The 24,973-nt window shown below is 51.7% G+C and carries 18 protein-coding genes; 9 read left to right on the top strand and 9 right to left on the bottom strand.

What is annotated here, in order from left to right:
• Window positions 1–832: 832 nt before the first annotated feature.
• The 4 genes from kaiC to EFA69_RS08985 all read left to right on the top strand — a co-directional run bounded on the left by kaiC (window position 833) and on the right by EFA69_RS08985 (window position 4,915).
• Window positions 833–2,284 carry a circadian clock protein KaiC gene (gene kaiC, locus EFA69_RS09000; protein WP_123132770.1) on the top strand — a complete coding sequence of 484 codons (1,452 nt, stop codon included), beginning with the start codon at window positions 833–835 and terminating at the stop codon, window positions 2,282–2,284.
• Window positions 2,285–2,349: 65 nt separating this feature from the next.
• Window positions 2,350–2,652, top strand: coding sequence for a circadian clock KaiB family protein (locus tag EFA69_RS08995; protein ID WP_123132769.1), 303 nt, complete (start codon window positions 2,350–2,352; stop codon window positions 2,650–2,652).
• 300 nt (window positions 2,653–2,952) lie between these two features.
• Window positions 2,953–3,921: an oxygen-dependent tRNA uridine(34) hydroxylase TrhO gene (trhO, locus tag EFA69_RS08990; RefSeq protein ID WP_123132768.1), complete on the top strand. Its 969-nt coding sequence runs from the start codon at window positions 2,953–2,955 to the stop codon at window positions 3,919–3,921.
• A gap of 130 nt (window positions 3,922–4,051) precedes the next feature.
• Window positions 4,052–4,915: a nucleoside phosphorylase gene (locus tag EFA69_RS08985; RefSeq protein WP_123132767.1), complete on the top strand. Its 864-nt coding sequence runs from the start codon at window positions 4,052–4,054 to the stop codon at window positions 4,913–4,915.
• An 80-nt stretch (window positions 4,916–4,995) separates the two neighbouring features.
• Here EFA69_RS08985 and EFA69_RS08980 read toward each other — a convergent pair whose 3' ends face one another.
• Together EFA69_RS08980 and EFA69_RS08975 are read right to left on the bottom strand one after the other, a co-directional pair.
• Window positions 4,996–5,295 (bottom strand): hypothetical protein, encoded by a 300-nt coding sequence (locus EFA69_RS08980; RefSeq protein ID WP_123132766.1) that lies wholly within the window; start codon window positions 5,293–5,295, stop codon window positions 4,996–4,998.
• Window positions 5,296–5,449: 154 nt separating this feature from the next.
• Window positions 5,450–6,469: an acyl-CoA reductase gene (locus EFA69_RS08975; protein WP_123132765.1), complete on the bottom strand. Its 1,020-nt coding sequence runs from the start codon at window positions 6,467–6,469 to the stop codon at window positions 5,450–5,452.
• 123 nt (window positions 6,470–6,592) lie between these two features.
• Here EFA69_RS08975 and EFA69_RS08970 point away from each other — a divergent pair, with 123 nt between their 5' ends.
• Together EFA69_RS08970 and EFA69_RS08965 are read left to right on the top strand one after the other, a co-directional pair.
• Complete coding sequence (locus EFA69_RS08970; RefSeq protein WP_123132764.1) at window positions 6,593–6,940, top strand: 4Fe-4S binding protein; 348 nt, start codon at window positions 6,593–6,595, stop codon at window positions 6,938–6,940.
• A gap of 361 nt (window positions 6,941–7,301) precedes the next feature.
• On the top strand, window positions 7,302–9,935 hold the full coding sequence (locus EFA69_RS08965) for a valine--tRNA ligase (protein WP_123132763.1): 2,634 nt from the start codon (window positions 7,302–7,304) through the stop codon (window positions 9,933–9,935).
• A gap of 126 nt (window positions 9,936–10,061) precedes the next feature.
• Here the strand turns inward: EFA69_RS08965 and EFA69_RS08960 are convergent, their stop codons facing one another.
• From EFA69_RS08960 to EFA69_RS08950, 3 genes are all read right to left on the bottom strand, one after another.
• Window positions 10,062–10,604, bottom strand: a complete 543-nt coding sequence (locus EFA69_RS08960; RefSeq protein ID WP_123132762.1) for a hypothetical protein — start codon at window positions 10,602–10,604, stop codon at window positions 10,062–10,064.
• A 189-nt stretch (window positions 10,605–10,793) separates the two neighbouring features.
• Entirely contained in the window at window positions 10,794–12,167 is a 1,374-nt protein-coding gene (locus EFA69_RS08955; RefSeq protein WP_123132761.1) for a dihydrolipoamide acetyltransferase family protein, read from the bottom strand.
• A 159-nt stretch (window positions 12,168–12,326) separates the two neighbouring features.
• The gene (locus tag EFA69_RS08950; RefSeq protein WP_123132760.1) at window positions 12,327–13,589 is read right to left on the bottom strand and encodes a competence/damage-inducible protein A; all 1,263 of its coding nucleotides are present in this window, start codon (window positions 13,587–13,589) and stop codon (window positions 12,327–12,329) included.
• Window positions 13,590–13,647: 58 nt separating this feature from the next.
• Between EFA69_RS08950 and EFA69_RS08945 the strand changes: the two genes are divergently transcribed.
• Together EFA69_RS08945 and EFA69_RS08940 are read left to right on the top strand one after the other, a co-directional pair.
• Window positions 13,648–14,394: a DUF4197 domain-containing protein gene (locus tag EFA69_RS08945; protein ID WP_123132759.1), complete on the top strand. Its 747-nt coding sequence runs from the start codon at window positions 13,648–13,650 to the stop codon at window positions 14,392–14,394.
• 261 nt (window positions 14,395–14,655) lie between these two features.
• On the top strand, window positions 14,656–15,936 hold the full coding sequence (locus EFA69_RS08940) for an erythromycin esterase family protein (RefSeq protein ID WP_123132758.1): 1,281 nt from the start codon (window positions 14,656–14,658) through the stop codon (window positions 15,934–15,936).
• A 419-nt stretch (window positions 15,937–16,355) separates the two neighbouring features.
• Here EFA69_RS08940 and EFA69_RS08935 read toward each other — a convergent pair whose 3' ends face one another.
• The 4 genes from EFA69_RS08935 to lpxD are packed head-to-tail and all read right to left on the bottom strand — an operon-like array spanning window position 16,356 to window position 20,223.
• Window positions 16,356–16,997, bottom strand: a complete 642-nt coding sequence (locus EFA69_RS08935) for an ABC transporter ATP-binding protein (RefSeq protein ID WP_123132757.1) — start codon at window positions 16,995–16,997, stop codon at window positions 16,356–16,358.
• Window positions 16,987–17,778 (bottom strand): acyl-ACP--UDP-N-acetylglucosamine O-acyltransferase, encoded by a 792-nt coding sequence (gene lpxA, locus EFA69_RS08930; RefSeq protein ID WP_123132756.1) that lies wholly within the window; start codon window positions 17,776–17,778, stop codon window positions 16,987–16,989. Before lpxA ends, EFA69_RS08935 begins: the two co-directional genes overlap by 11 nt.
• Window positions 17,775–19,169: a bifunctional UDP-3-O-[3-hydroxymyristoyl] N-acetylglucosamine deacetylase/3-hydroxyacyl-ACP dehydratase gene (locus EFA69_RS08925; protein ID WP_123132755.1), complete on the bottom strand. Its 1,395-nt coding sequence runs from the start codon at window positions 19,167–19,169 to the stop codon at window positions 17,775–17,777. The genes lpxA and EFA69_RS08925 overlap by 4 nt, the downstream gene beginning before the upstream one ends.
• Before the next feature lie 31 nt (window positions 19,170–19,200).
• Window positions 19,201–20,223 carry a UDP-3-O-(3-hydroxymyristoyl)glucosamine N-acyltransferase gene (gene lpxD, locus EFA69_RS08920; RefSeq protein WP_123132754.1) on the bottom strand — a complete coding sequence of 341 codons (1,023 nt, stop codon included), beginning with the start codon at window positions 20,221–20,223 and terminating at the stop codon, window positions 19,201–19,203.
• 461 nt (window positions 20,224–20,684) lie between these two features.
• On the opposite strand from lpxD, the gene EFA69_RS08915 reads away from it, so the two are divergent.
• Entirely contained in the window at window positions 20,685–24,842 is a 4,158-nt protein-coding gene (locus tag EFA69_RS08915; RefSeq protein ID WP_123132753.1) for a hybrid sensor histidine kinase/response regulator transcription factor, read from the top strand.
• Window positions 24,843–24,973: the final 131 nt, after the last annotated feature.

The following is a 24,973-nucleotide window of genomic DNA, read 5'->3' as shown; positions in this document are numbered from 1 at the left end:
GAATTTAACCCACCTGACCCTCTTGGGAGGGGTGGGTTACCATATAAATTACAGTGAACATCGCAATTGGCGTTAAATAGCTTTAAAACGGAGGTGAAAGCGGACGCTTAGGTCGTCTAGGTCATTTATGAGAAACCTTTAATAGGCTCTTAGAGTAATTTGCGTTCTTATTACCTTCAGAAAGAAGCTGTTTAAAGTTTTTATCTCATGGCTGGCGCAAGCGTCCGCTTGTGCCTTAGTGGGCAAGGAAGCTTCTGTTTAGAGGCTGTTTTTCTAAAATTTGCCTGAAACCGTGGTTCAAGCGGACGCTTGCGCCAGCCATGCCATTGGCAATAATTGAAAAGGAAAACTCCAAACAGGTTCGAAATATCTTTTTATTATTTATTTTATAGAAACCATTAGAGTCTTCTTCCAAGTTTCCCTTCTTCTTCTTCTAGAATAAGACTATTTCTTTGCTTCTGCAGAAATGCGCGCAAGTAACTTCTTCATATACTGAAATTAAAAAACATAAATTGGCTCTATGTATATGGGTTTATGCGCATATCTTGACCTAAAGGCGTTTTTTCACTCCAAGTAATAGATCAATCCTTCTCCCAGCCACTCTCCTATAACATAAATTTGATCTTTTCAAAGAATTAAATAGGTTGCTGTTAAATAAAATAGTACCTTTACTAATACACCAATCTCTGTGAGGCACTCATAACTCCTTCTGCCTCCCTTTTTTGACATTTCCTTACTGCTTCTGTTTCCTGACACTGGAACACAATTAGTCTATCACACTTATAGGCCTGATACCTTTCGGCCTGCCCTTCATTTTTTTAGCTACACATTTATGAACATCCCCAAATTAGAAACAGGTATTGCGGCTTTTGATCTTATTTCAGAGGGCGGTTTGCCTATTGGCCGAACCACATTATTAGCTGGCAGTTCTGGAAGTGCCAAAACATTGTTTGCTGCTCAGTTCTTGGCCATGGGTATTCTTAAGTTCAACCAAAATGGGGTATTCGTTACCTTTGAAGAACAGGTAGAAGATATCAGAAATGATCTAAAGAGCTTTGGTTGGGACATAGACCAATGGGAATCTGAGGGGAAGTGGACGTTTGTAGACGGCTCAGCCAAAGAAGAAGACGTGATTACCATTGGCGAATTTGACTTAAGCGCTTTCAGGGTTAGGCTGGAGAGATCCATCATCAAAAATAAAGCCCAGCGGGTAGTCATTGATTCTATTGGCAGCATCTTTACCCACTTTCCTGAGCACAATATTATTCGGCAGGAAATGTCTAAGGTGTCTATGACGCTTAGGCGAATGAAAACCACGGCCATTATCACCACAGAGCGTACAGAAGAGTACGGGGCCATTTCAAGGTACGGAGTAGAAGAATTCCTAACCGACAATGTCATGATTCTGCGCAACGTGCTTGTCAACGAAAGACGCCGCCGCACTATTGAAATTCTCAAATTCAGGGGCAGCAACCACGTGAAAGGGGAAAACCCTTTTACCATTGTGCCCATGAAGGCGGTGGTGATTGTTCCTGTCTCTGCCATGAACCTGAACCAGCATTCATCAAGCCAACGCATTACTTCTGGAGTTCAAGAACTAGACCAAATGTGCGGTGGCGGTTTTTTCAAAGGCTCTATTGTCTTAGTCTCCGGAGCTACGGGTGCCGGCAAAACGCTGCTGGCCGCTAACTTCATGAATGGCGGTAAAGATAAAAACGAGCGCTGCCTGCTCTTGGCATTTGAAGAAAGCCGTGAACAGATTTTCAGGAATGCCAAAGGATGGGGCCAGGATCTGGAACAGTTGGAGGCAGATGGCTTCCTGAAGGTGGTATCAAACTACCCAGAGGTCCGCTCGCTTGAAGATCATCTGATCAACATTCAGGACCTTGTTCAGGAATTTAAGCCAGACCGTATTGCCATTGATAGCATTTCGGCCTTGACCCGCAACCCATCTGAGAGAGGGTTCCAGGAATTTGTGGTGGCGCTCACTAATTTTTTGAAGCACGAGGGAATCACCTCTATGTTCTCTGCCACTACGCATATGCTCACTGGAGGCGCCTCTATCACAGAAGGTGACATTGCCACCATTACAGACACCATCATTTTGCTGAGGTATGTTGAGTTGACTGGTGAAATGCAACGCAGTATTACAATGCTTAAAATGCGCGGCTCCAGACATGATGCTTATATCCGCAGAATCTTAATAGATGAGGAAGGAATGCGCATTGGAGCACCCATTACAGGCATAAGCGGCCTGCTCTCTAACAACCCAATTGTTGCCTAGCAAAGAACCTGATAGGCAATGGGGTTGATGAAAGACAAAATGCGAAGCACCTAGAACAAAATACAATGACTAATTATTGGATACAACTATTTATAAATAGAAACAGCACTACATCTGTTGGTGCTGAAGAAAATTTAAATGCTATCCTCAAAAAATACTTCCCTGGTGATTACCAGCTTGAGATAATTGACATTCAGGAACACCCAGACAAAGCCGAAGAAGCCTGCATTCTGGCAATCCCCACCTTGATTAGGAAATGGCCTCAGCCAGAGGTACGTTTAATTGGAGCTTTAACAGTGCAAACGCGCGTATTGGCAGGTTTAGGAATTGCCAATGTTGACCATTTACTTAAACAGAAAGAAAATTAGCAGGGAAATAGAAGTCCTTAGCAGGTTTATTCTGAAAAGGTCATGTGGGCAAGCTAATCGCTCTTTGGTTAGGGCAAGTGCCATTCAACCTGAGAGCTAAGTTAGATTGTGATTATTCAGCATAACAACTAAATAGCTCTAAGATCATGGAATTCAAGTTTAATTCTTGATGAATGCCATTTTTCCGTTTTAGGGCTGTTTTTCCTAAATTTGCCTGAGACCAGCGAAGGAACTTAATAACGAAAGTCTAACGTCTAGAATCTTAATATCCATTTTACACTTAGTCTGAAACTAAGCCGTATGAAAAAGTACAGTATCTTACTCTATTACCACTACACCAAGATTGAAGACCCAGAACTGTTCCGCGAAGAGCACCACCTGCTGTGTCTTAACCTGAACCTGCTGGGCCGCATTATTGTGGCCGCCGAGGGCTTGAACGGAACCATCTCTGGGCTGGTAGAAGACTGCGAAGCCTACATGGCCGCCGTGAAAGCAGATCCCCGTTTTGAAGGCATCGACTTCAAAGTGGACTACGCCGACGAGCACGCCTTCACCAAACTGCACGTGCGCCACAAGCCCGAGATTGTGCACGCGGGCCTGCACAACATAGATCCCACAGAACGTACCGGAGTGCACCTGTCGCCGCAGGAGTTCAAGGAGATGAAAGACCAGGAAGACGTGGTCATTCTGGATGTGCGCTCAGACTATGAGCACAGCATGGGTAAATTCAAGAACGCCGTCACCCTGGATATTGAGAACTTCCGGGAGTTCCCGGAGAAGCTGGACGAGCTCAAAGAAAAGTACGACGGCAAGAAAATCCTGACGTACTGCACCGGCGGCATCAAGTGCGAGAAGGCCAGCGCGTTCCTGCTGGAGAAAGGTTTTGAGAACGTGTACCAGCTGCACGGCGGCATCATCAAATACGGCATGGAAGTCGGCGGCGAAGATTTTGAGGGCAAATGCTACGTCTTTGACAACCGCGTGGCCGTAGACGTGAACAAGGTGAACCCGGTCGTGATTTCAAGGTGCCACGTGTGCAGCACGCCCTCGGCCAGAATGGTGAACTGCGCCAACCCGCACTGCAACCTGCACGTGCCTATCTGCGAAGCCTGCGGTACCAAAATGGACGGCGCCTGCTCCACCACCTGCCAGGAGCACCCAGACAAGCGGCCGTATGACGGTACCGGTTATTACCAGAAAAACACCAACGGCTACAACCCGTACAAAGGCTTGAACCGCCGCAAGACGGAGCAACCCAAGGCCGTATAAATAAAATGATTTTGTGACCAAAGCGCCTGATGTTGCGGAGATACAGCAGCATCAGGCGCTTTTGTTTCCAGCTTGCATCTTCCGCCAACGACGGAAAAAGAAATACACCACCTACTAAAACTATGAACCTATGGCCCGAATTCCGGAATCTGAGTTAATCCTGAACCCCGACGGCAGTATCTACCACCTGAACCTGCTGCCCGAGATGATTTCCGATACCATCATCACCGTGGGCGACCAGGACCGCGTGGCCCGCGTGAGCCGTCATTTTGATTCCATTGAGGTGCAGGTGGCCAAGCGTGAGTTCGTGACCCACACGGGCTATTACAAAGGCAAGCGTATCTCTGTGGTATCTACGGGCATTGGCACCGACAACATCGACATTGTGCTCAATGAGCTGGACGCGCTGGTGAACATAGATTTTGTGAGCCGCGAAGCGCTGGAGCCCGAAGACCGCATCTCCCTTAAAATAGTGCGCATAGGCACCTCCGGGGCTTTGCAGGAAAGTGTGCCGTTGGGCAGTCACCTGGCCACAGAGTACGCGGTGGGGCTGGATACGCTCATGCAGTTTTACCCGCTCATGGAAACCGGCTATGAAACCGAGATCGCTGTGAACCTGCAATTGGCGCTGGGCCTGGGTTTTCTGCCCTACTGCGTGAAAGGCTCAGATTTGCTGCGGGAGCAGATCGCGTATGACATGATTCCGGGGAACACGTTTACCTGCCCCGGTTTCTATGCCCCGCAGGGCCGCTTGCTGCGCCTGCAACCCAAGATTGAAGCCGTCATTGAAAAATTGAGCGCCTTCCGGTTTGAAGATGTTCGGTTCACCAATTTTGAGATGGAAACGGCCGGTATCTACAGCCTGGGCCGCCTGCTGGGGCATGAGGTGCTGTCGCTCAACGCCATTGTGGCCAACCGCATCACCCACCAGTTTGCCCAGAACGCCGATGAGGTGATTGATGACCTTATCCTGAAAGTGCTGGACCGTATCTAGGAGCTAACTTCCTCCAATAAGAAAGGCCTTTGGTTGAGCACCAAAGGCCTTTCTGCTGTATAATTGTAAACATTACGTGATTAGAAAAACTCCACTCCTAAAATGGCGTGCGTGGGCAAGGTAACCCCAGACTTGATGGTGGTAAACTCCTTGTCTACCTGCCAGATGGTAGTCTGTACGCGGAGAATGTCTCCGGTGGCTACCTGAAACGTAAGCTCCACTTTGCCTTGGTACCCATTGCCTAGGCGGCTGGCCCGTTCCAAGTCATGCTGACGTCTCACCTTTAACTCTTTTTCCTGAAGCACATCCTCTTGGCGGAACTGCAGTTGCGGAATAATTTCCTTCTCTATCAGTTGGTGGTGGGGCACAATCTTTTCCATGGTAAGCGTGTTTAATGTTAGTCTGTAGACCAATGAATAAATAACTTATCAAAAATACAAACGGTATTTAGCACAATAAGGCTGGAAAAAATCAGTTGCAAATCTTGAAAAAGCCGTTTAGAGCCTGTTTTTCCAAAATTGGCCCCAAACGGATTTACAACTTTTTCAGGAATTCCATGGTGTCTATGCCGTCTGCATAATCACTGACGGCCGGGCACTGGGCCTGCCCAAACGCGAAGCTGTTTTCCCAGTCTCCTTCTTTGGAAACCACACACTGCAATTTTTCATGCACCGCCTCCAGCTTCTGTGCAAGGTCCTGCTTAGTGGCATAGGTTTCATAGAACAGCACGGAGATGGGGGAGACCAACTGTTTACTCTCGGTCACCATCAGGAAACCGTTGTCCAGGTGCGGTACGCCGTTTACTAGGTAAATTGACTTGTTGTAGTCATAGTTGTTCTGGTACTTGTGGTGGTTCACAACTTCCTTCTTGTATTCAATGGCCTCAAAGAACGGAGTGAAATCATACCCTTCGGGCACGTAGGCCTTGGCCACGTTGCGGCAGCCCAGGCCGTAGTAGCGCAGAATGTCATCGCCTAAGGCGGTAAGTTCTTCCTTGGTTTCTTTGCCGGTGAGCACGGCTACGCTGGTGCGGTTCTTTCTGATGATGTGGGGGCGTTTGGCGAAATAATACTCAAAATAACGGGCGGTGTTGTCTGAGCCGGTGGCAATGATGGCCTCAGAATCTTTCAGCATCTGCACCAGTTGGATCTGCGGCTCAAAACCAGGTTCTATCTCCACCAGTTTGCCCAGCAGGTGGGGCAGCAGGAAAGGATCGTCTGAGCTAGGTTTGGCCTGCAGCACATGGCCGGCCAGCAGAATACAGAGCGCATCATGGAACCCCACCGCTGGGATATTGCCCGCCATCACCACGCCCACTTTCTTGGGGTTCTCATTCACCTGCGGCAAATCATACCGGTTTACCCAAGCCGTGAGTTGCTCTTTTCCCAACATGCCGGCAAGTCCGTCCAGGGCCGCTGAAACATTAGGCAGGTCAAAGAAGTTATTGTGCTGACCCGCCCGGCGGGCCAGGTATTCGCGCTCTTCCTCCGGAAGATTCCGGAGATAATCGCCTAATTTTATGAATGCGGAAATTCTGTTTTCTAAAGTTAACATGAAGGAGTAACAGTGGATGCGTGAGAAACGTTTGATTCAATGCGCGCTAGGTATTACTTTTGCGCGCAGAATGGCGTACCTATAGTGGTGCAAAATTACTAAAAAGAAACAGGAGATACGATTATGGCTATAATGATCACGGATGAGTGTATCAACTGCGGCGCTTGTGAGCCGGAGTGCCCCAACACGGCCATTTATGAAGGTGGCATGCAGTGGACCTGGGGAGACGGTACCTCATTAACCCAAGTGGAGATTGACGGTGGTGCAATTGTGGACGGCAAAGCCCCGCAACCCCCTATTTCTGATGAATTCTACTACATTGTCTCAGACAAATGCACCGAGTGCTGCGGTTTCCATGAGGAGCCCCAGTGCGCTGCCGTTTGCCCCGTAGACTGCTGCGTAGATGACCCAGACTACCGTGAAACCGAGGAAGCCCTTTTGGCCAAGAAAGAATGGCTGCACGCCAGCTAAACTGTTCATAGAAGCTTTTGAGAAGACCCGCCCCGTGCGGGTTTTTCTGTTTTTATCCTGAAGCCATCTTCTCCGCAGCTCCAGAGATAGAACGGCGTTTAGGGGCTCTTTTCCAAAAAACAGGACCTAAACAGAAATGCTCATTTAAGCTTGAGGAAAGAGAAGACGCAGCGGCGGTGATTTCCGTTTAGCGGCTCTTTTTCCGGAATTAGCCCCAAAACAGCAAAGCCTTCGGCGCGGCCGCTAATATCTGGCACCTGAAGTCTTGTAATTTGCTATTTTTGCTTTTCAATTGTGGCGTTGCGTCAGGTGATCTACATTTTCGTGCTACCTGATACGTGCTACCTGATACCAAAACAAGATGTCGATTCCGAAGACCTATAACCCCAAAGAAGTAGAAGACAAGTGGTACGCCACCTGGCTGGAGCGCGGCTTTTTCAAGTCCAAGCCAAACCCTAAGAAGCAGCCCTACACCGTGGTGATTCCGCCGCCCAACGTAACGGGCGTGCTGCACATGGGCCACATGCTCAACAACACCATTCAGGACGTGCTGGTGCGCCGCGCAAGAATGCAGGGCAAAGAAGCGTGCTGGGTGCCCGGCACAGACCATGCCTCCATCGCCACCGAGGCGCGCGTGGTGAACATGCTCAAGGAGAAAGGTATCAATAAAAGTGACCTTACCCGCGAGGAGTTCCTGCAGTACGCCTTTGAGTGGAAAGAGAAATACGGCGGCATCATTCTGGATCAGCTGAAGAAACTGGGCGCCTCCTGCGACTGGGATCGCACCCGCTTCACCATGGAGCCAGACCTGACGCAGGCGGTGATTGACGTGTTCGTGGACCTGTACCGCAAAGGCCAGATCTACCGCGGCGTGCGCATGGTGAACTGGGACCCCCAGGGCCTCACCGCGCTGTCAGATGAGGAGGTGAACTTCAAGCAGGTGAACGGCAAACTGTACTACCTGCGCTACGGCATTGAAGGATCAGACGAAGTGCTCACCGTGGCTACCAAACGCCCCGAGACCATCATGGGCGACGTGGCCATCTGCGTGCACCCCGCAGATGAGCGCTACAAACACCTGGCCGGCAAGAAAGCCATTATTCCGCTGGTGAACCGTGCCATTCCTATCATCTTTGACGAGTACGTAGACATTGAATTCGGGACCGGCGTGCTGAAAGTGACGCCCGCGCATGACATCAATGACTATGAACTGGGCGTGAAACACAACCTGCCTAGCATTGACGTGCTCAACGACAACGGTACCATTCATGAGCGCGCAGGCCTGTACGTGGGCGAAGACCGCTTTGTGGTGCGCAAGAAAATCACCAAGGACCTGGAGGCCGCCGGGCTGCTGGAGAAGGTGGAAGACTCTGTGACTAACGTAGGTTTCTCTGAGCGCACCGATGCCGTGATTGAGCCCAAGCTTTCCATGCAGTGGTGGTGCAAGATGGACCAAATGGCCAAACCGGCCCTGGAGAACGTCATGAACGACACCATCAAACTGCACCCGCCTAAGTTCAAGAACATGTACCGCTCCTGGATGGAGAACGTGCATGACTGGTGTATCTCGCGTCAGCTGTGGTGGGGCCAACAGATTCCGGCCTATTACCTGCCAGACGGCACGTTTGTGGTAGCGCGTACCGCCGAGGAAGCCTTGACCGAAGCCCGCACCAAAACCGGAAACCCAGATCTGCAGCTCTCTGATTTGCGTCAGGATGAAGACGTGCTGGATACCTGGTTCTCTTCCTGGCTGTGGCCTATCTCCGTGTTTGATGGTTTCAAGGACCCAGACAACGAAGAGATTCTGTATTATTATCCCACCAATGACCTGGTAACGGCCCCTGAGATTCTGTTCTTCTGGGTGGCCCGCATGATCATGGCCGGTTATGAGTTCCGCAAGGAGCTTCCGTTCCAGAACGTGTACCTCACCGGTATTGTGCGTGATGCGCAGGGCCGAAAAATGTCCAAATCATTGGGCAACTCGCCAGATCCGTTGGTACTGATGGACCAGTACGGCGCCGATGGCGTGCGTGCCGGTATGCTCTTCAGCTCACCCGCCGGGAATGACCTGCTGTTTGACGAGAAACTCTGCGAGCAGGGCCGTAACTTCAGCAACAAAATCTGGAACGCCTTCCGGCTCATCAACGGCTGGGAAGTAGACGAAACCCTGCCCAACCCCAACGAGAAAGCCATTAAGTGGTTTGATTCCAAGTTCAACGAAGCATTGAATGTGCTGGAAGATCACTTTGACAAGTTCCGGATTTCCGATGCCTTGCTCACGGTCTACAAACTGGTGTGGGATGATTTCTGCTCCAACTACCTGGAGATGATCAAACCAGCCTTCGGGTCACCCATTGATGCGGCTACTTTGCAGGCTACAAATGAGTTCCTGGAGAAGCTTATGAAGGTGTTGCACCCGTTCATGCCGTTCATCACGGAGGAAATCTGGAACACTATGAAAGAACGCGCGCCTAAAGACTGTCTGGTGGTGGCTTCGTGGCCGCAAGCGGGCCGGGTAGACGCCGATCTGCTCAAGCAAACGGAGTACGTGCTCAACGTGGTAGGGCAGGTGAGAAACATGCGTAACAGCAAGAATATCTCTCCGGCCAAAAAGCTGGAACTGCACGTGCGTCTGGTAGAGGGCAAAAACGCCATTGCCGGGTATGAAACGCTGGTGAGCAAACTGGCCAACCTCTCGGAGATTCAGGAGACCGAACAGCAACTGGACAACGCCCTTTCCTTTGTGGTGGACAGCTCCGAGTTCTTCATCCCCATGGAAGGCAACATTGACGCCGCCGCCGAGCGCGAACGCATCCTGAAGGAACTGGACTATACCAAAGGCTTCCTGGCCAGCGTGGAGAAGAAACTGAGCAACGAGCGCTTCGTGGCCGGAGCCCCGGAGGCGGTCATCAACGCCGAACGCAAAAAACGTTCAGACGCCGAAGCCAAAATCGCGGCGCTGGAGCAGAGCCTTGCCGCCTTACCGGCCGAATAACTTAAATAGATACCAAAACAAAATCGGCTGCCCTCAAAGAGAGAGCAGCCGATTTTGTTTTGTAGCTTAGGCAAATTGCGGCGAAGTGCGTTTAGGGGCTCTTTTTCTAAAAAGAGGCGCTAAACGCTACAGGTCAGAAGAATCTAATCTGGTCCAGGAGATGGTGCCGTTGTTAACGGCGTATTTGAGCAGCAGGTAACCGCCGTTGTGCCCGTCTTCATAATAGGCCATGGCGTGGCGGTCGTTGAGGATACGGATGTCTCTAATGGCCATGGTGCCGCCCATAGAACCCGTGGCGGTGAGCAGACTTTTCTGCTTGCGCATGAGGTCGTTCATGAGATCAGCCTCCGGGTTTTTAAGGCCTTTGCGCTTCAGCCGCTGAATGTCTCCCTCCGTCAAGGTGCCAATTTCTTCTTCAAAGGAAGTAGATTCCGGTGGCGTGACGGGTTCTACTTTTTCAGGGGTTTGCAGCGCGGGCTGTTCAGATTGCTTGGGAGGCAAAGAGTCCATAGGGGCCGGTTGCGTGAAGCGCCGTACCTGTTGCTCCAGACTGGTTATTTTCTCGTTGGCGGCCGCTAACTGGCTTTCGGCCTGGCTGTTTCGCCAGTAGAAAAAGATGGCCAGAAACAGTAGAAAAGCAATGATGATCAATAAGAGCGTATTTTTCATAGTTGGCTTAGGTGTAACGGAAGAATGATCTGGTAAGATAAGGCTTTTACTATATTCTGGCAGGGCGGGTTGTGCATTTTCGTTTAGGGGCTCTTTTTCCAAAAACAGCCCCTAAACGGAAGCCATAAAGAAAGCCTCTCCGGCAAAGGAGAGGCTTTCTTATTTAGGAGATGATTCTCAAATCTTAACTTAGATGGCCGTATTGGGGTCAAAGCCTTCCAGATAATCCGCCACGCGGCGTACGAACATGCCACCCAAAGAGCCATCTACCACGCGGTGGTCATAGCTGTGCGACAGGAACATGAACTGACGGATCCCGATCAGGTCGCCTTCCGGAGTCTCAATCACGGCCGGTTTCTTCTTGATGGCACCCACCGCCAGAATAGCTACCTGCGGCTGCATGATGATAGGCGTACCCATCACGTTCCCGAAAGAACCAACGTTAGAAACGGTGTAAGTTGGATCAGCTAAATCAGCCGCAGTCAGTTTATTGATACGGGCGCGGTTGGCCAGGTCATTCAGCTTTTTAGACAGACCGTTGAGGTTCATCTGGTCGGCGTTATGGATAACTGGTACAATCAGGTTTCCGCTTGGCAAGGCCACGGCTACCCCAATGTTGATGTCGCGCTTCTTGATGATTTTGTCACCGTCTACGCTCACGTTGATCATAGGGAAGTCCTTGATGGCTTTCACGATGGCCTCAATGAAGATAGGCGTGAAGGTGAGGTTCTCGCCCTCGCGCTTCTTGTAGGCATCTTTGTGCTTGTTGCGCCAGTTCACAATATTGGTCACATCGGCTTCCACAAACGAAGTCACGTGCGGAGAGATCCGCTTGCTGTCTACCATGCGCTGCGAAATCATCTTGCGCATGCGGTCCATTTCAATGATCTCCACGTTGCCGCTGTAAGACTGAGCCGGAGCGGTGGCTGCCGCCGGAGCTTGTACAGCTGGAGAAGCTTGCTGCGGTGCCGCTGCCTGGGCTTGCGGGGCCAGGGCGGCAGCTGTCTGGCTAGCCGCTGGCTGAGGAGTCTGCGTGCCTCCGCTTTGGCGGTTAGCTACGTACTCCAGAATGTCTTTCTTAGACACGCGGCCCTCTTTTCCGGTACCCGGAATGTATTCCAGCTCTTGCATGGAAATGCCTTCTTCGCGGGCAATGTTCATGACCAGCGGAGAATAGAAACGGCCCGAAGCAGGTTGCTCCAGACGCTGGGAAGTTTGGGCAGTGGCCTGAGGCGCTTCGGCGGCCTGGGCAGCTACCGGAGCTGCGGCAGGCGCAGTTTCCTGGGCCGGAGCGGCAGAAGAGGCCGGTTGGTCATCGTCACCGCCGGTGCTAATGATGGCGATGGGAGCGCCTACCGCTACCACCTGGCCTTCCTGCACCAGTATTTCTTTGAGTACCCCACCTTGTATGGCAGGCACCTCTGTGTCTACTTTGTCAGTGGCTACTTCCAGCACAGACTCGTCTTGTTCAATGGTATCACCTACTTGCTTTAACCATTTAAGCACGGTGCCTTCCATGATACTTTCGCCCATTTTGGGCATCACCATTTCTACAAGAGCCATAGTATGAGTACGTCAGTTTTTGGTTTACAAGGAATAGAATACCCCAGTTAGGGGGAAGAGGTACCTGCAATGATACAGAAAAAACAGGGAATGCTTACTGCTAGCGGGCACCAGTTCAGGAGAACCTAACTGTTGTTAGGCAAATTTATGCTTTTTTGCTTATTCCTCAACCCGCTTCGGCAAACTTTGCCGCACCAGATTTAAGACCTGCAGCACCGTGTACTCAATGTTGAGCAGGCGGGTTTTGTTGTAGCTGAGTTTTTTGGCAATGGTTTGGTGGGCATCTGCGTAGGCGATCCAGATGGTGCCCACCGGTTTTTCAGGGGTGCCGCCGTCTGGTCCGGCAATGCCGCTGGTGGCAATGCCTATATCAGTATTCAGCAGCTGGCGCACGCCCTGGGCCATGGCACGTACGGTTTCCTCACTCACGGCTCCGTGTGTCTCCAAAGTTTGGGCCGATACCCCCAATTGCGCCTGTTTTACCCCGTTGCTGTACGCCACCACGCTGCCCATGAAGTAGGCGGAGCTGCCGGGTACGCTGGTCAGTTTATGGGCCACCAGGCCTCCGGTGCAGCTTTCGGCGGTGGAGATGGTGAGGTTGCGGTCTTTGAGCAACTGGCCAATGGCTTCTTCCAGCGTCACTTCGCCGTAGGCGAAAATATGCTCAGAGATAAGATGGGTGAGTTTGTCCACCTCAAGTTGCAGCTGTGTTTCTAGGTCACTGTTTCCGTCTGACATGCCCGTTAAGCGCAGACGCACGCCGGCCAGGTGGGGCAGGTACGCCAGTTTGAGGTTAGGCGGGAGGTTGTCTTCCCAATCGGCGATGGCTTCGGCCAGAAAAGACTCGCCAATGCCAATGGTCTGCACTACTTTATGGATGATCTGGGGCAGTTGGAAATGCTGTTGCAGGCGGGGCAGGATAGAATCTGTCATCATCTGCTTCATCTCAAATGGCACGCCCGGCATAGACACAATCAAAGCGCCTTGTTCCTTAAACAGCATGCCGGGAGCGGTACCCAGCGCATTGCGGATGGGGGTGCAGGAAGCGGGCAGAAACGCCTGCTGCCGGTTTACCTCCAGCATGGGGCGGTTGTAGCGCTTGAAAATTGCTTCCACATCGTCTAAAGACGGTTGGTGCAACTGCAACTGGGTGTTAAAGTAGCGGGCCAGCGTGTGTTTGGTAAGATCGTCTTTGGTGGGGCCCAATCCGCCCGTAATCAGAATCACCTGTGCGCGCGAGATGGCCTGGGTTAAGGTGGCGCAGATGGCGTCTGGGTTGTCTGAGATGCTGGTGATCTGCTTTACCTTGATGCCTATTTTCCCTAGTTCCTGGCCCATCCAGGCGGAGTTGGTGTCAATCACTTGGCCGTACAGAAGCTCATCGCCAATTGTGATGATTTCTGCTGAGATTTCTTTTTCCATTTATTTGGCTTGATTTATGCGTAAGCCTTTTCACCTTTGTAGAACAAAAGTAATACACATGTACGCACGTATAAAGAAACTAGTCTCGCCGGTATTTGTTTTGGGCACCTTTATTTTGGTTGGCCTTTCTTCCTGCACCACCGCCCAGGTACAGCAGGCATTGGGCGGGGTAATGCAACAGACCGGCCAGACCGGTACCCTTACGCAGTCTGAAGTGGCCTCTGGCCTGAAACAGGCTTTGTCGCAGGGGGTAACCAAGGGCGCAAATGAGGCTTCGCAGACAGATGGTTTCTATAAGAACAGCTTGATCAGAATTCCGTTTCCGCCAGATGTGCAGCGCGTGGAAAGCACGCTCCGTTCCCTTGGCTTGGGCAATGAGGTAGATAAATTTATCCTGAGCCTGAACCGCGGAGCCGAGGACGCCGCCAAAAGCGCTGCCCCTATTTTTCTGAACGCCATTAAACAGCTCACCATTGCCGATGCCTGGAATATCCTGCGCGGGGAGAAAGATGCGGCCACCCAGTTTCTGAAGCGCACCACCACCAGCCAGCTTACGGCAACCTTCAGCCCTATCATGAAGCAGTCTCTGGACAAAGTGAGCGCCACCAAATATTACTCAGAACTGGTAACCCGGTACAACAAGATTCCGCTGGTGAAGAAAGTGAACCCAGACCTGGAATCCTACGCCACCCAGAAAGCCATTGACGGTCTCTTTACCTTGGTAGCCCAGGAGGAAGCCAACATACGGGAGAACCCAGTGGCAAGAACCACGGAGCTTCTGAGACGCGTCTTCGGGTCCAGATAATCTGCTCTATCATTTGCCATTAACAAGGCTGGTACGTTCGCTTCGGCAGAACCTACCAGCCTTTTTTATTTCTGATCTGCCGGAATTTTGAGAAATGAGCCAGCGGTAAATGTTAGACAATCCGCTTACAAAACGAGGAGGAGTCGCTTGGAGGTAAATTCTAGTTTTGACCTTTTTTTGAAAAAATAGGCTTAAAACGGGTAAACCTTCTCAGGCAATGCGGGGTAAAAGGCAGGGAGTTCATTATTGCCTCTTAATTCCATGACTTATTTGAAACTGCCGTACCACCGGCTAGAGAACAAAGCTGATTTAGATGTTCTGCTGGAGGATATCGGGAATGCCCGCATCGTGATGTTAGGCGAAGCCTCGCACGGTACCTCAGAATACTATTCCTGGCGCACCGCCATCTCCAAACGCCTCATTGAGGAAAAGGGCTTCACGTTCATTGCCGTGGAAGGTGACTGGCCAGATTGCTACCAGATAAACAAATTCATTAGAGGATACTGCAAGCCCGGCACCAAGGTGTCTGACGTGCTCAAGCACTTCAACCGCTGGCCCACCTGGATGTGGGGTAACTGGGAAGTGGCTGCCCTGGTGGAATGGCTCAAAGAACACAATGACCGGCCTAATACCAACAAGATAGGCTTCTACGGTTTGGACGTGTACAGCCTCTGGGATTCTCTGCAACGCATCATGAAGTACCTGGAGAAGAAAGACGGGCAGGCTGTGAAAGCGGCCAAAGAAGCGTTCAAATGCTTTGAGCCCTACAGCTCTGATCCGCAGGAATATGCCCGCGCCGTGGCCTACGTGTCTGAAGACTGCGAAGAGGAGGTGATCTCTATGCTGCAGGAGCTGGGGAAACGGGAACAAGGCGATCCTACCAACTCTGAGGCCGTCTTTGATGCCGAGCAGAACGCCTTGGTGGCCGTAAACGCTGAACGCTACTACAAAGCCATGGTGAGAGGCGGTGGCAGCTCCTGGAACGTGCGCGATGAACACATGATGGAAACCCTCAACCGGCTCCTTGAATTCCACGGTCCAGATGCCAAAGCCATTATCTGGGAACACAACACCCACGTTGGCGATGCCCGTTTCACAGACATGGCCCGGGCCGGAATGGTGAACATTGGGCAATTGGCCCGCGAGCAGTACGGCAGAGAGAATGTCTACCTGGCCGGATTTGGGTCTTATGAAGGTTCCGTGATTGCCGGTGAATCCTGGGGCGCGCCCATGAAGAAAATGGAGGTTCCGCCGGCCCGCGAAGGCTCCTGGGAACACTGGTTGCACAGTCTGGGAACTTCAGATAAACTTCTGCTTTCCCGCGAACTTAGGGAGATCAATGAGGTAAGGCAGCAGATCGCGCACCGCGCTATTGGGGTGGTCTATGACCCTAACCGCGAGAAGTACGGTAATTATGTGCCTACCATTATTCCTGAGCGGTATGATGCTTTCCTGTACCTGGATGAGACGGAAGCCCTCAGGCCGTTCATTCTCAAAACAAAGGAGAAAGAACCACCGGAAATGTACCCGGCCAACGAGTAAAACAAAAGAGGTTTTAAACTGTTTTAAAGCAGTAACTGCGCCGTCTTACTACATATATGGGAAAGCCACCTGGCAAGGGTGGCTTTTTTCATCTTCGCTGAGTAGGGGCAATCCTTGTGGTTGCCCTGCACGGTGGTATCGGTAAAAAGGGCAACCACAAGGATTGCCCCTACTTTTACCTTTTGAAAGTTCATGCGAGGATACGTTTCGGAGGTGTTTTTCCAAAAACAGCCCCTAAATGCAAATGCAGGAGTCAGAGGAGAAGCAGGAAAAGCTTCTTCAGCCTACATGGCAGACCGCTGCAGGGTAAAATGTGTAAAGTGGCGAGAAGGCGTTTAGAGCCTGATTTTGGAAAAACAGCCCCTAAACGCTCAGAGACCTGCTGGAGAACGAACAAGAGAAGACAAGCCAGGCTGTGGTTAACTTCTCTTCCGCTCCGGGGCTTTGTAGTGAAACTGATGGATGGGGAGTTGCTCGTCGCAGAAGCTGTACTCATGCGGCACATTGGAGCCAATCAAGACCAAACGCCCTTGACGGTTACGGTCCAGGTGCTCCAGGTACCAGTTTACGCCGGCTTGGTCCAGGTTGGTGGTGGGCTCATCCAGGAGCAGGAGCGGTGTGTCTGAGTAAAGGGCCAGCCCCAGCTTCAGGCGTTGCCGCATGCCCGAGGAGAAATCCCGCACAAGTTTGTGGCGCGCGGGCTGCAGTTGGAGCAAATCTGGGAGTTGTTGCGGGGTAATCCCGCGCAAGGGTTTGAAGCGGGTGTGGAATAAGACCATCTCCTCCAGGGTAAGTTCCTCCAGCAGATCCTGGTAAGGAGCGGCCAGCGCTAGATGGCGGTAGAGTTGGTCTACGGGTACTTCTGAGTTTCCCATAAAGTAGGAGACCGTTCCCTCAGACGGAAGCTGGTACCCGCTGATCAAAGAAAGCAAAGTGGATTTCCCGGACCCATTGTGCCCCAGCACGGCGTAGGCCTTGCCTGAGACAAACTCATAGGACAGATTCCGGAAAATCCACTCGTAATTGAAACGCTTGCCTAAAGAGGAAAGCTTAATCTGCATCTTTCTGGTACCCTTTGATGATGCCTCTACCTGAGTTACGCACAAAGTTCACGATTTCATCGCGCTCTGGGCTAGGCGAAAGGTCTATCTCAATCTTCTCCACCGCTGAGGCCGTGTTCAAGCCACTCATGAACAGGATACGGTAGATTTGCTGAATATCATTGATCTGCTCATTGGTGAACCCTCTTCGGCGCAGGCCAATGGAATTCACGCCGGCGTAGGAAAGCGGCTCGCGCGCAGCCTTAATGAAAGGCGGCACGTCTTTGCGCACCAAAGAACCACCAGACACCATGGCATGGGCACCAATGCTCACAAACTGGTGCACGGCAGAAGTTCCGCCAATGAACACATGGTCATGCACCACAATATGGCCGGCCAACTGCACTCCGTTGGCCACAATCACGTTGTTGCCAATGATACAGTCATGTGCCACGTGCACATATGCCATAATGAGGCAGTTAGAACCAATGGCGGTGGTGTTTTTATCTAGGGCTGTACCACGGTTCAAGGTCACGCATTCTCTGATGATGGTGTTATCCCCAATGGTAACGGTAGAGGGCTCTCCTTTGTACTTAAGGTCCTGCGGCGGGGCCGAAATCACCGCACCCGGGAAGATCTGGCAGTTCTTGCCAATACGGGCGCCTTCCATGATGGTCACGTTGGGGCCAATCCAGGTGCCTTCGCCAATTTCCACGTTCTTAGAGATGGTGGTGAAAGGCTCCACTACTACATTGGTAGCGATTTTAGCTTCTGGGTGAATGTAGGCTAAAGGCTGGTTCATGCGTCTTTTCTTACGATACTTGCTAACATCTCGGCCTCCATCACCAATTGTCCGCCCACATAGGCTTGGCCTTGCATTCTGGCAATGCCCCGTTTAATAGGTGCCAACAGTTCGCATTTGAAAACTATGGTGTCTCCCGGTACAACTTTACGTCTGAAGCGGCATTTGTCAATACCCATAAAGTAGGTCCAGTAATTTTCTGGGTCTGGCACGGTGCTCAATACAAAAATCCCGCCAGTCTGCGCCATGGCCTCAATCTGGATCACGCCCGGCATCACTGGGTTGCCCGGGAAGTGCCCCTGGAAGAAGGACTCATTCATGGTTACGTTTTTCACCCCGGTAACGGTGGTCTCGTCCAAGTGAATGATTTTGTCAATCAATACAAACGGATAGCGGTGCGGCAGGGTCTGCATGATCCGGTTTACGTCCATCACGGGCGTTTTCTTAGGGTCATACACGGGCACGTTCCGCACGGAAGTTTCCTTGATGTACTTCTTGATTTTCTTGGCGAAAGCTACGTTGGAGGCGTGTCCGGGTCTGGCGGCCAGAATCTGTCCTTTGAGTGGGCGGCCCACTAAGGCTAAATCGCCGATGAGGTCAAGAAGTTTATGGCGGGCAGGCTCGTTTTTGTACCGTAGGTCTACGTTATTCAGAATTCCTTCCTTCTTCACTTCCACCTTCGGCTTTTTGAGAAGGTCAGAAAGATAATCCAGCTCGTTTTCCTCTACCACGCGGTCCACCACCACAATGGCGTTGCTCAGGTCACCGCCTTTGATCAGGTTCTGCTTGTAAAGCATTTCCAGCTCATGCAAAAAGCAGAAGGTGCGGCAAGAGGCAATCTCGTCTTTAAACTGGCTAAGATCTGTCAAGGAAGCGTGCTGGCTCCCCAGAACCGGTGAGTGGTAGTCTACCATCACGGTCACGCGGTAATCATCTAGCGGAAGGATGGCGATCTCGGTCTCGCGGGAACCGTCCCGGAACATGATTTCCTCCGGTACTTCAAAGAAATTGCGTAGGGCGTTCTGCTCTTGCAGGCCTACCTCCAGCAAAGGTTTCACGAAGAGGATGGAAGAACCGTCCATAATGGGCGGCTCTGGGCCATCTATCTGGATAAGGACGTTATCTATTTCCAGACCTACCAGTGCGGCCAGCACGTGCTCCACGGTGTTCACGCGGGCACCGTTCTGCTCAATGGTAGTACCGCGGGAAAGGTCTACCACGTTGTCTACATCGGCGTCTACAATTGGTTGGTCAGGTAAATCAATGCGCTGAAATTTATACCCGTGGTTGATAGGAGCGGGCATAAACGTCATGTTTGACACCACCCCCGTATGCAATCCAATCCCAGAGACCGTTACCGGCGCCTTTATGGTATGCTGTTTATCGTTCATGAAGCACTAAATAGGTAAAGCGGGGCTAAAGTTAAAGCTTTTCTCTGAGTTCCTCTATCTGTTTCTGTAACTCGGGCAGTTTCCGGAAAACGGCCATGGCCCTTAGATTCTGTTTATAGTCGAAAGCGGGCGCTCCCTGCACGAAAGTCCCTTCTTCTTTGATGTTTTTGGAAATGCCTGATTTAGCGCCAACAATGGTCCTATCGGCAATGCTGATGTGTCCCACCACGCCTACTTGCCCGGCAATAGTGCAATAATTCCCCACTTTAGACGAACCGGCGAAAGCTGTCTGGGCTGCCACCACAGTGTGCCGTCCGATTTCCACGTTGTGTGCCACCTGCACCAGGTTGTCGATCTTGGTGCCCGTCCGGATGATGGTGGAACCCATGGTGGCGCAGTCCACGGTGGTGTTGGCGCCAATGCTCACATGGTCTTCCAGTACCACGTTCCCAATCTGCGGGATGGCTTTGTACGACCCGTCTTTCTGCGGCGCGAAGCCAAAGCCGTCGCTGCCAATGACGGCGCCTGCATGAATGGTACAAGATTTGCCAATCACCGTGTCTGGATAGATCTTGGCCCCGGCGTAGATGATGGTGTTGTCCCCAATGGTGACGTTGTCTCCTATATAAGCGTGAGGGTAAAGGTGTACCCCGTTGCCAATCTTGCAGTTCTTGCCAATATAAGAGAAAGCCCCGCGGTAATGGCGCTCGCCAATGGTGGAGTTCTGGCCCATGTAGCAGGGTTCTTCCACGCCTTCTCTGGCGGCGGCTACCGCTTGTTGGTACACTTCTAATAATGTGGAGAAGGAAGAATACGGATCATCTACCAGAATGAGGTTAGCCGCAACAGGTTGTTTTATCTCTAGGGTTTTGGACACAATGACCGCCGTTGCCCCTGTGGTGTAGAGGTAGGGTTCATATTTGGCGTTAGACAGGAAAGACAGCGCACCGGGGGTTCCTTCCTCAATTTTAGCTAAGGTATGCACCTTGGCATTTCCGTCTCCCTGCACTTGGCCCTGGAGCAAATCAGCAATCTGTTGTACCGTAAATTCCATAGGGCAAAGTTACAGAAACAATTTTTAAACGATGTCATTTGGGGCGGGAACATAGGCGACTGTGGCTTGGGGCCAAGAGATGTTCCCGCAAGGCATGGGGTGAAAATTTTGCGTTTAGGGGCTGTTTTTCCAAAAACAGCCCCTAAACGCAAAGCGCTTGCTTTGGCAGAAAAGCCATGAAAAAATAGAATGAGAAATTCCCTTACTAGAAATCAAGGTTGTCAAGCCGGGAGAAATGAGTGTTGAAAAAATATCAATGAAAATAATTTATGAAGGCCTGTGGTTGCGATATCTTATAAAATGTTCTAATAATTTGGTAAAAATGTTATCTTGCGTAGAAATTGAGTTGTTTGTGACTTAAAGATTTTCCGGGAGGCGGAGTTCCTTTGCCTTCCGGAAATCTTGCGCCGAGAGTAAAGAATGGGCTGGGTTTGCAGAAGGTCTAAAGTAAAGGAATAGTCATGCGTCTTGTTTTTACTTTTACCCTGATGCTCTTGCATGCGGTCTTTGCCGCAGCATGGGCAAACCTGCCGGAGCAGCACCGGTTCCTGCACCTGGACGTGAACAAAGGCCTGTCCCATAACCAGGTCACTGCTTTCCTGAAAGACCGTCAGGGCTATATCTGGATTGGCACTGCCTCGGGCCTCAACCGTTTTGACGGGTACAGCGTCAAAACTTTCCGGCACAACTCCCGCTCCTCGGCCTCGCTCCTCGACAACAACATCACCAAACTCTTTGAAGACCCTGAAGGCAACATCTGGATCGTTTCCCAGAAAGGGCTCACGGTCTATTACCCGCAGGAAGATCGCTTTGACCGAAACTATGCCCCGCTGCTGCAGAAGTTCAGGCTGCCCCAGGCCCCAGTCAGTGAGATCATTACCGACAAAGCCGGAAACTACTGGTTCCTGCAGAATGGCCAAGGTATTAGCCGCTATACTCCTAAGACTAAAGCAGTCACCCGGTTGAAATGGGCGGCGGCAGACACTGCGGCTATTGCTTCCAATCACGTGAATGCCTTGGCTTTCACCCGGCAGGGCACCATTTGGGTCTTGCATGCCAACGGGGTACTGGAGCAGCTAAACGCAAAGACCCTGAAAGTGGAAGCGCGGGAGACAAGGGTAGCGAAGCAATTCAATTACAAGCCATCGGGGTACGGGATGACCATAGACCGTGACGACGAGCTGTGGCTTTACGCTTCCTATGAGAGCATTGGGGCTTTTCTGTACAAACCCCAACAGCGCGTTTTGAGGCAGTTTTACGAAAATGCGCCCCTAAACAGACTGAACTCTAATCTGGTGCGGGGCATAGTGGAAAATGAAGACGGTACCCTGTGGCTGGCCACTGACCACGGCGGCCTAAACCTCATCAATAAGAAAGACTTTTCGGTGCGATATATCACCAATTGTCCTGAGGTGAAGAACAGCCTCTCGCACAACAGCCTTATCTCCATCTACAAAGACCGTGAAGGCATTATTTGGCTAGGTTCGTATAAAAAAGGCGTCAATTACTACCACCAGAACCTGCTCAGGTTCCAGCACCACCAGCACCAACTCACGGTAAATGGCAGTTTGCCCTATGATGACATCAACCGGTTTGTGGAAGATGCGCAGGGAAACCTCTGGCTGGGCACCAACGGCGGCGGCTTGCTGTACTGGAACAGGACTACCGGCCAGTACACCCGTTTTCAGCACAATCCTAAAGATCCCAAGAGCCTCAGCAGCAACGTAATTGTGAGCCTGCTCTTAGACCACGAGCAAAATCTTTGGATTGGCACCTACCTGGGCGGCCTGAACAAGTACGATGGCCAGAAATTCACCCGTTATCTGCCGGAGCCGAAAGATCCTTTCAGCCTGAGCCATGAAAATGTGTGGGAACTGTTCCAGGACAAGCAGAACCGGCTTTGGGTGGGCACCATGCGCGGCGGGTTGCAGTTGCTGGACCCCAAAACCGGCAAGTTCCATACTTTTAACCGTACCAACCGGCAGAAAGGCCTGGAGACGCAATACGTGGCGGCCATTGCCCAAGACTCCAAGGGAAACCTCTGGGTGGGCGGCGACATTGGGGTGGAGGTGCTGGATGCCAACACCAGAAACGTGACCCGTTACCAGAACGCCCCCCAGAACTCCCGCAGCCTCAGCAGCAACAGTGTGTTGGCCATTTTGCAGGACAGCCGCGGCAATATGTGGATAGGCACCAACGAAGGACTGAACCTGTTCAACCCTCAGACCAACACGTTCCGGCTGTTCACCAAAGAACAAGGCCTACCCGACAACATCATCCTCAACCTGCTGGAGGACCAGCAGCAGAACCTGTGGGTGAGCACGCCCAACGGGATTTCCAAACTGGAAGTGAAAGGGCAGCACCCCGGCAGCATGTACCTGCAAGCCCACAGTTACGATGAATCTGACGGCTTGCAGGGCAAAGCCTTCAATGAGAACGCGGCGTACCTCACCCGCCGGGGCGAGGTAGTGTTTGGAGGGCCCAACGGCTTCAATATTTTTCAGCCGGACCAGTTGCGGTCCAATTCGGTGGCTCCGGCCATGGTGTTCACAGATTTCCAGCTGTTCAGCAAGAGCCTTGGGGTGGGGGAGGCGGTAGACGGCAGTATTATTTTGCCCCAGGCCCTTTCGGCCACTAAGCAGATTACCCTCCAGCATGACCAGAACATGTTCACGGTGGAGTTTGCCGCCCTCAATTTCTTCCATTCAGAGAAAAACCAGTACCAGTACATGCTGGAAGGCTTTGACAAGGAGTGGCACACCACAGACGGGAACAACCGCCGCATCACCTACACCAACCTGGACCCCGGCCAATACCAGCTCAAGGTTAAGGCCGCCAACAATGACGGGGTCTGGAACCAGAAAGGAATTCAGTTGAACATTGAAGTGGAGGTGCCGTTCTGGCGCAGCAACGGGGCGTATGTGACGTACTTTCTACTGGTGCTGGGTGTGCTGTTACTGGTTCGGCGCGTGGAGAAACAGAAAGCCAACGCCAAATTTGCGCTGGAGCGGGAGCGCCGTGAGGTGAGGCACATGCGCGAACTGCACCTCATGAAAATCAAGTTCTTCACCAACATCAGCCATGAGTTCCGGACGCCGCTCACTCTTATTCTGGCCCCGTTGGAAAAATTATTGGCTACCAGTCAGGACGAAGACCAGACAAAGCAGTTCCAGATGATCAACCGCAACGCCAAACGCCTGCTGCATCTGGTAAACCAACTGCTGGACTTCCGCAAGCTGGAGGTGGAGGAGGTGGCCTTTGCGCCTTCGGTGGGCAACATCATCAAGTTCATCAAAGAATCGGTGTACTCGTTCTCAGATTTATCGGAGAAAAACCACGTGAAACTGTCCTTTGAGACCAGTGTGCGGGAGCTGCACGCTTCCTTTGACATGGACAAGCTGGGCAAGATCCTGTTCAACTTGCTCTCCAACGCTTTCAAGTTCACTCCGGAGAACGGCTACATTAAAGTGGAAGTGCGCTGCCACGAGAACGACTCCGCCTCGGCGGGGCTGCACCTGCTGGAGATTAGGGTTTCTGATACGGGCATTGGGATCTCCAGAGAGAATCAGGAAAAAATCTTTGACCGTTTCTTCCGGGAAGACGTGCCCGACAATCTGGTGAACCAGGGCAGCGGCATTGGGTTGTCTATTACCAGAGAGTTCGTGAAGATCCACGGCGGCATGATTCAGGTGCAGAGCGAACTGGGCCAGGGCAGCTGCTTCACCGTTACGCTGCCCATCAAAGTGGCCGGCACCGGACAGGATGTGCCCGAAACCTCTGAACTTTCTGAGACCCTGGTGCCCGTGCCCAAGGTGGCGGGAAAGCCTGTTTTGACGGAAGCAGACCATGCATTAACCGTGCTGCTGGTGGAGGACAGCGAAGATTTCAGGACTTATCTGCGCGAGAGCCTGAGTGCCCACTTTACGGTGGTAGAGGCCAAGAACGGGAAGGAAGGTTGGCAGAAGACCCTTTCCTGTATGCCAGACCTCATTGTGAGCGACCTCATGATGCCCGAGCTGAACGGCATAGAGTTCTGCAAGAAAATTAAAGCCGATGCCCGTACCTCCCATATCCCGTTTGTGCTGCTCACCGCCCAAACCGCCGAGGAACAGAAACTGAAGGGCCTGGGCATTGGCGCCAACGACTATATTACCAAGCCGTTCAACTTTGAGCTGCTCCTTTCCCGCATGACCAACCTCATTGCGCAGTGCCAGTTGTTGCAGAAGGCGTACGGGAAGAAAATCAGTGTGCAGACCAGCGCCGTTGACATTGTCTCCCTGGATGACAAGCTCATCCAGAACGCCATCAAGTTGGTAGAGGAGAACATGGACTGCCCTGAGTTCTCGGTGGAGATGATGAGCAAGGAACTGGGCATGAGCCGCGTGTACCTGTACAAGAAGATTGTGGCGCTCACGGGGCAGTCGCCGGTGGAGTTCATCCGGAAAATCCGTCTGGAGCGTGCGGCGCAGCTGCTGGTGAAAAGCCAGTTAACCGTGGCCGAGGTGGCCTATGCCGTGGGCTTCAACAATCCCAGGTATTTCTCCAAGTACTTCAGGGAGCAGTACGGCGTGCTGCCTTCCGTCTACGCCGAAAGCCGGCAATCACAGCCCACCGTCTGAACCGAGGGCGGTAGAGAATTTCCGTTTAGCGGCTCTTTTTCTGAAAATTAACCCAAAACAGATTTCTTTTGCTGATGCCTTGGCGGTGGCGTTTGTCTATGGCTTTAAGAGCTATGTTGTTTCATCTTTTC

This window comes from Rufibacter immobilis (genome assembly GCF_003721565.1).
Taxonomy (GTDB): Bacteria; Bacteroidota; Bacteroidia; order Cytophagales; family Hymenobacteraceae; genus Nibribacter; species Nibribacter immobilis.
This window is presented reverse-complemented; position numbering and strand designations above follow the sequence as displayed.

Coding starts and splice junctions, on each gene's coding strand:
- kaiC (WP_123132770.1), top strand. CDS start 833: ATGAACATCCCCAAATTAGAAACAGGTATTGCGGCTTTTGATCTTATT.
- EFA69_RS08995 (WP_123132769.1), top strand. CDS start 2,350: ATGACTAATTATTGGATACAACTATTTATAAATAGAAACAGCACTACA.
- trhO (WP_123132768.1), top strand. CDS start 2,953: ATGAAAAAGTACAGTATCTTACTCTATTACCACTACACCAAGATTGAA.
- EFA69_RS08985 (WP_123132767.1), top strand. CDS start 4,052: ATGGCCCGAATTCCGGAATCTGAGTTAATCCTGAACCCCGACGGCAGT.
- EFA69_RS08980 (WP_123132766.1), bottom strand. CDS start 5,295: ATGGAAAAGATTGTGCCCCACCACCAACTGATAGAGAAGGAAATTATT.
- EFA69_RS08975 (WP_123132765.1), bottom strand. CDS start 6,469: ATGTTAACTTTAGAAAACAGAATTTCCGCATTCATAAAATTAGGCGAT.
- EFA69_RS08970 (WP_123132764.1), top strand. CDS start 6,593: ATGGCTATAATGATCACGGATGAGTGTATCAACTGCGGCGCTTGTGAG.
- EFA69_RS08965 (WP_123132763.1), top strand. CDS start 7,302: ATGTCGATTCCGAAGACCTATAACCCCAAAGAAGTAGAAGACAAGTGG.
- EFA69_RS08960 (WP_123132762.1), bottom strand. CDS start 10,604: ATGAAAAATACGCTCTTATTGATCATCATTGCTTTTCTACTGTTTCTG.
- EFA69_RS08955 (WP_123132761.1), bottom strand. CDS start 12,167: ATGGCTCTTGTAGAAATGGTGATGCCCAAAATGGGCGAAAGTATCATG.
- EFA69_RS08950 (WP_123132760.1), bottom strand. CDS start 13,589: ATGGAAAAAGAAATCTCAGCAGAAATCATCACAATTGGCGATGAGCTT.
- EFA69_RS08945 (WP_123132759.1), top strand. CDS start 13,648: ATGTACGCACGTATAAAGAAACTAGTCTCGCCGGTATTTGTTTTGGGC.
- EFA69_RS08940 (WP_123132758.1), top strand. CDS start 14,656: ATGACTTATTTGAAACTGCCGTACCACCGGCTAGAGAACAAAGCTGAT.
- EFA69_RS08935 (WP_123132757.1), bottom strand. CDS start 16,997: ATGCAGATTAAGCTTTCCTCTTTAGGCAAGCGTTTCAATTACGAGTGG.
- lpxA (WP_123132756.1), bottom strand. CDS start 17,778: ATGAACCAGCCTTTAGCCTACATTCACCCAGAAGCTAAAATCGCTACC.
- EFA69_RS08925 (WP_123132755.1), bottom strand. CDS start 19,169: ATGAACGATAAACAGCATACCATAAAGGCGCCGGTAACGGTCTCTGGG.
- lpxD (WP_123132754.1), bottom strand. CDS start 20,223: ATGGAATTTACGGTACAACAGATTGCTGATTTGCTCCAGGGCCAAGTG.
- EFA69_RS08915 (WP_123132753.1), top strand. CDS start 20,685: ATGCGTCTTGTTTTTACTTTTACCCTGATGCTCTTGCATGCGGTCTTT.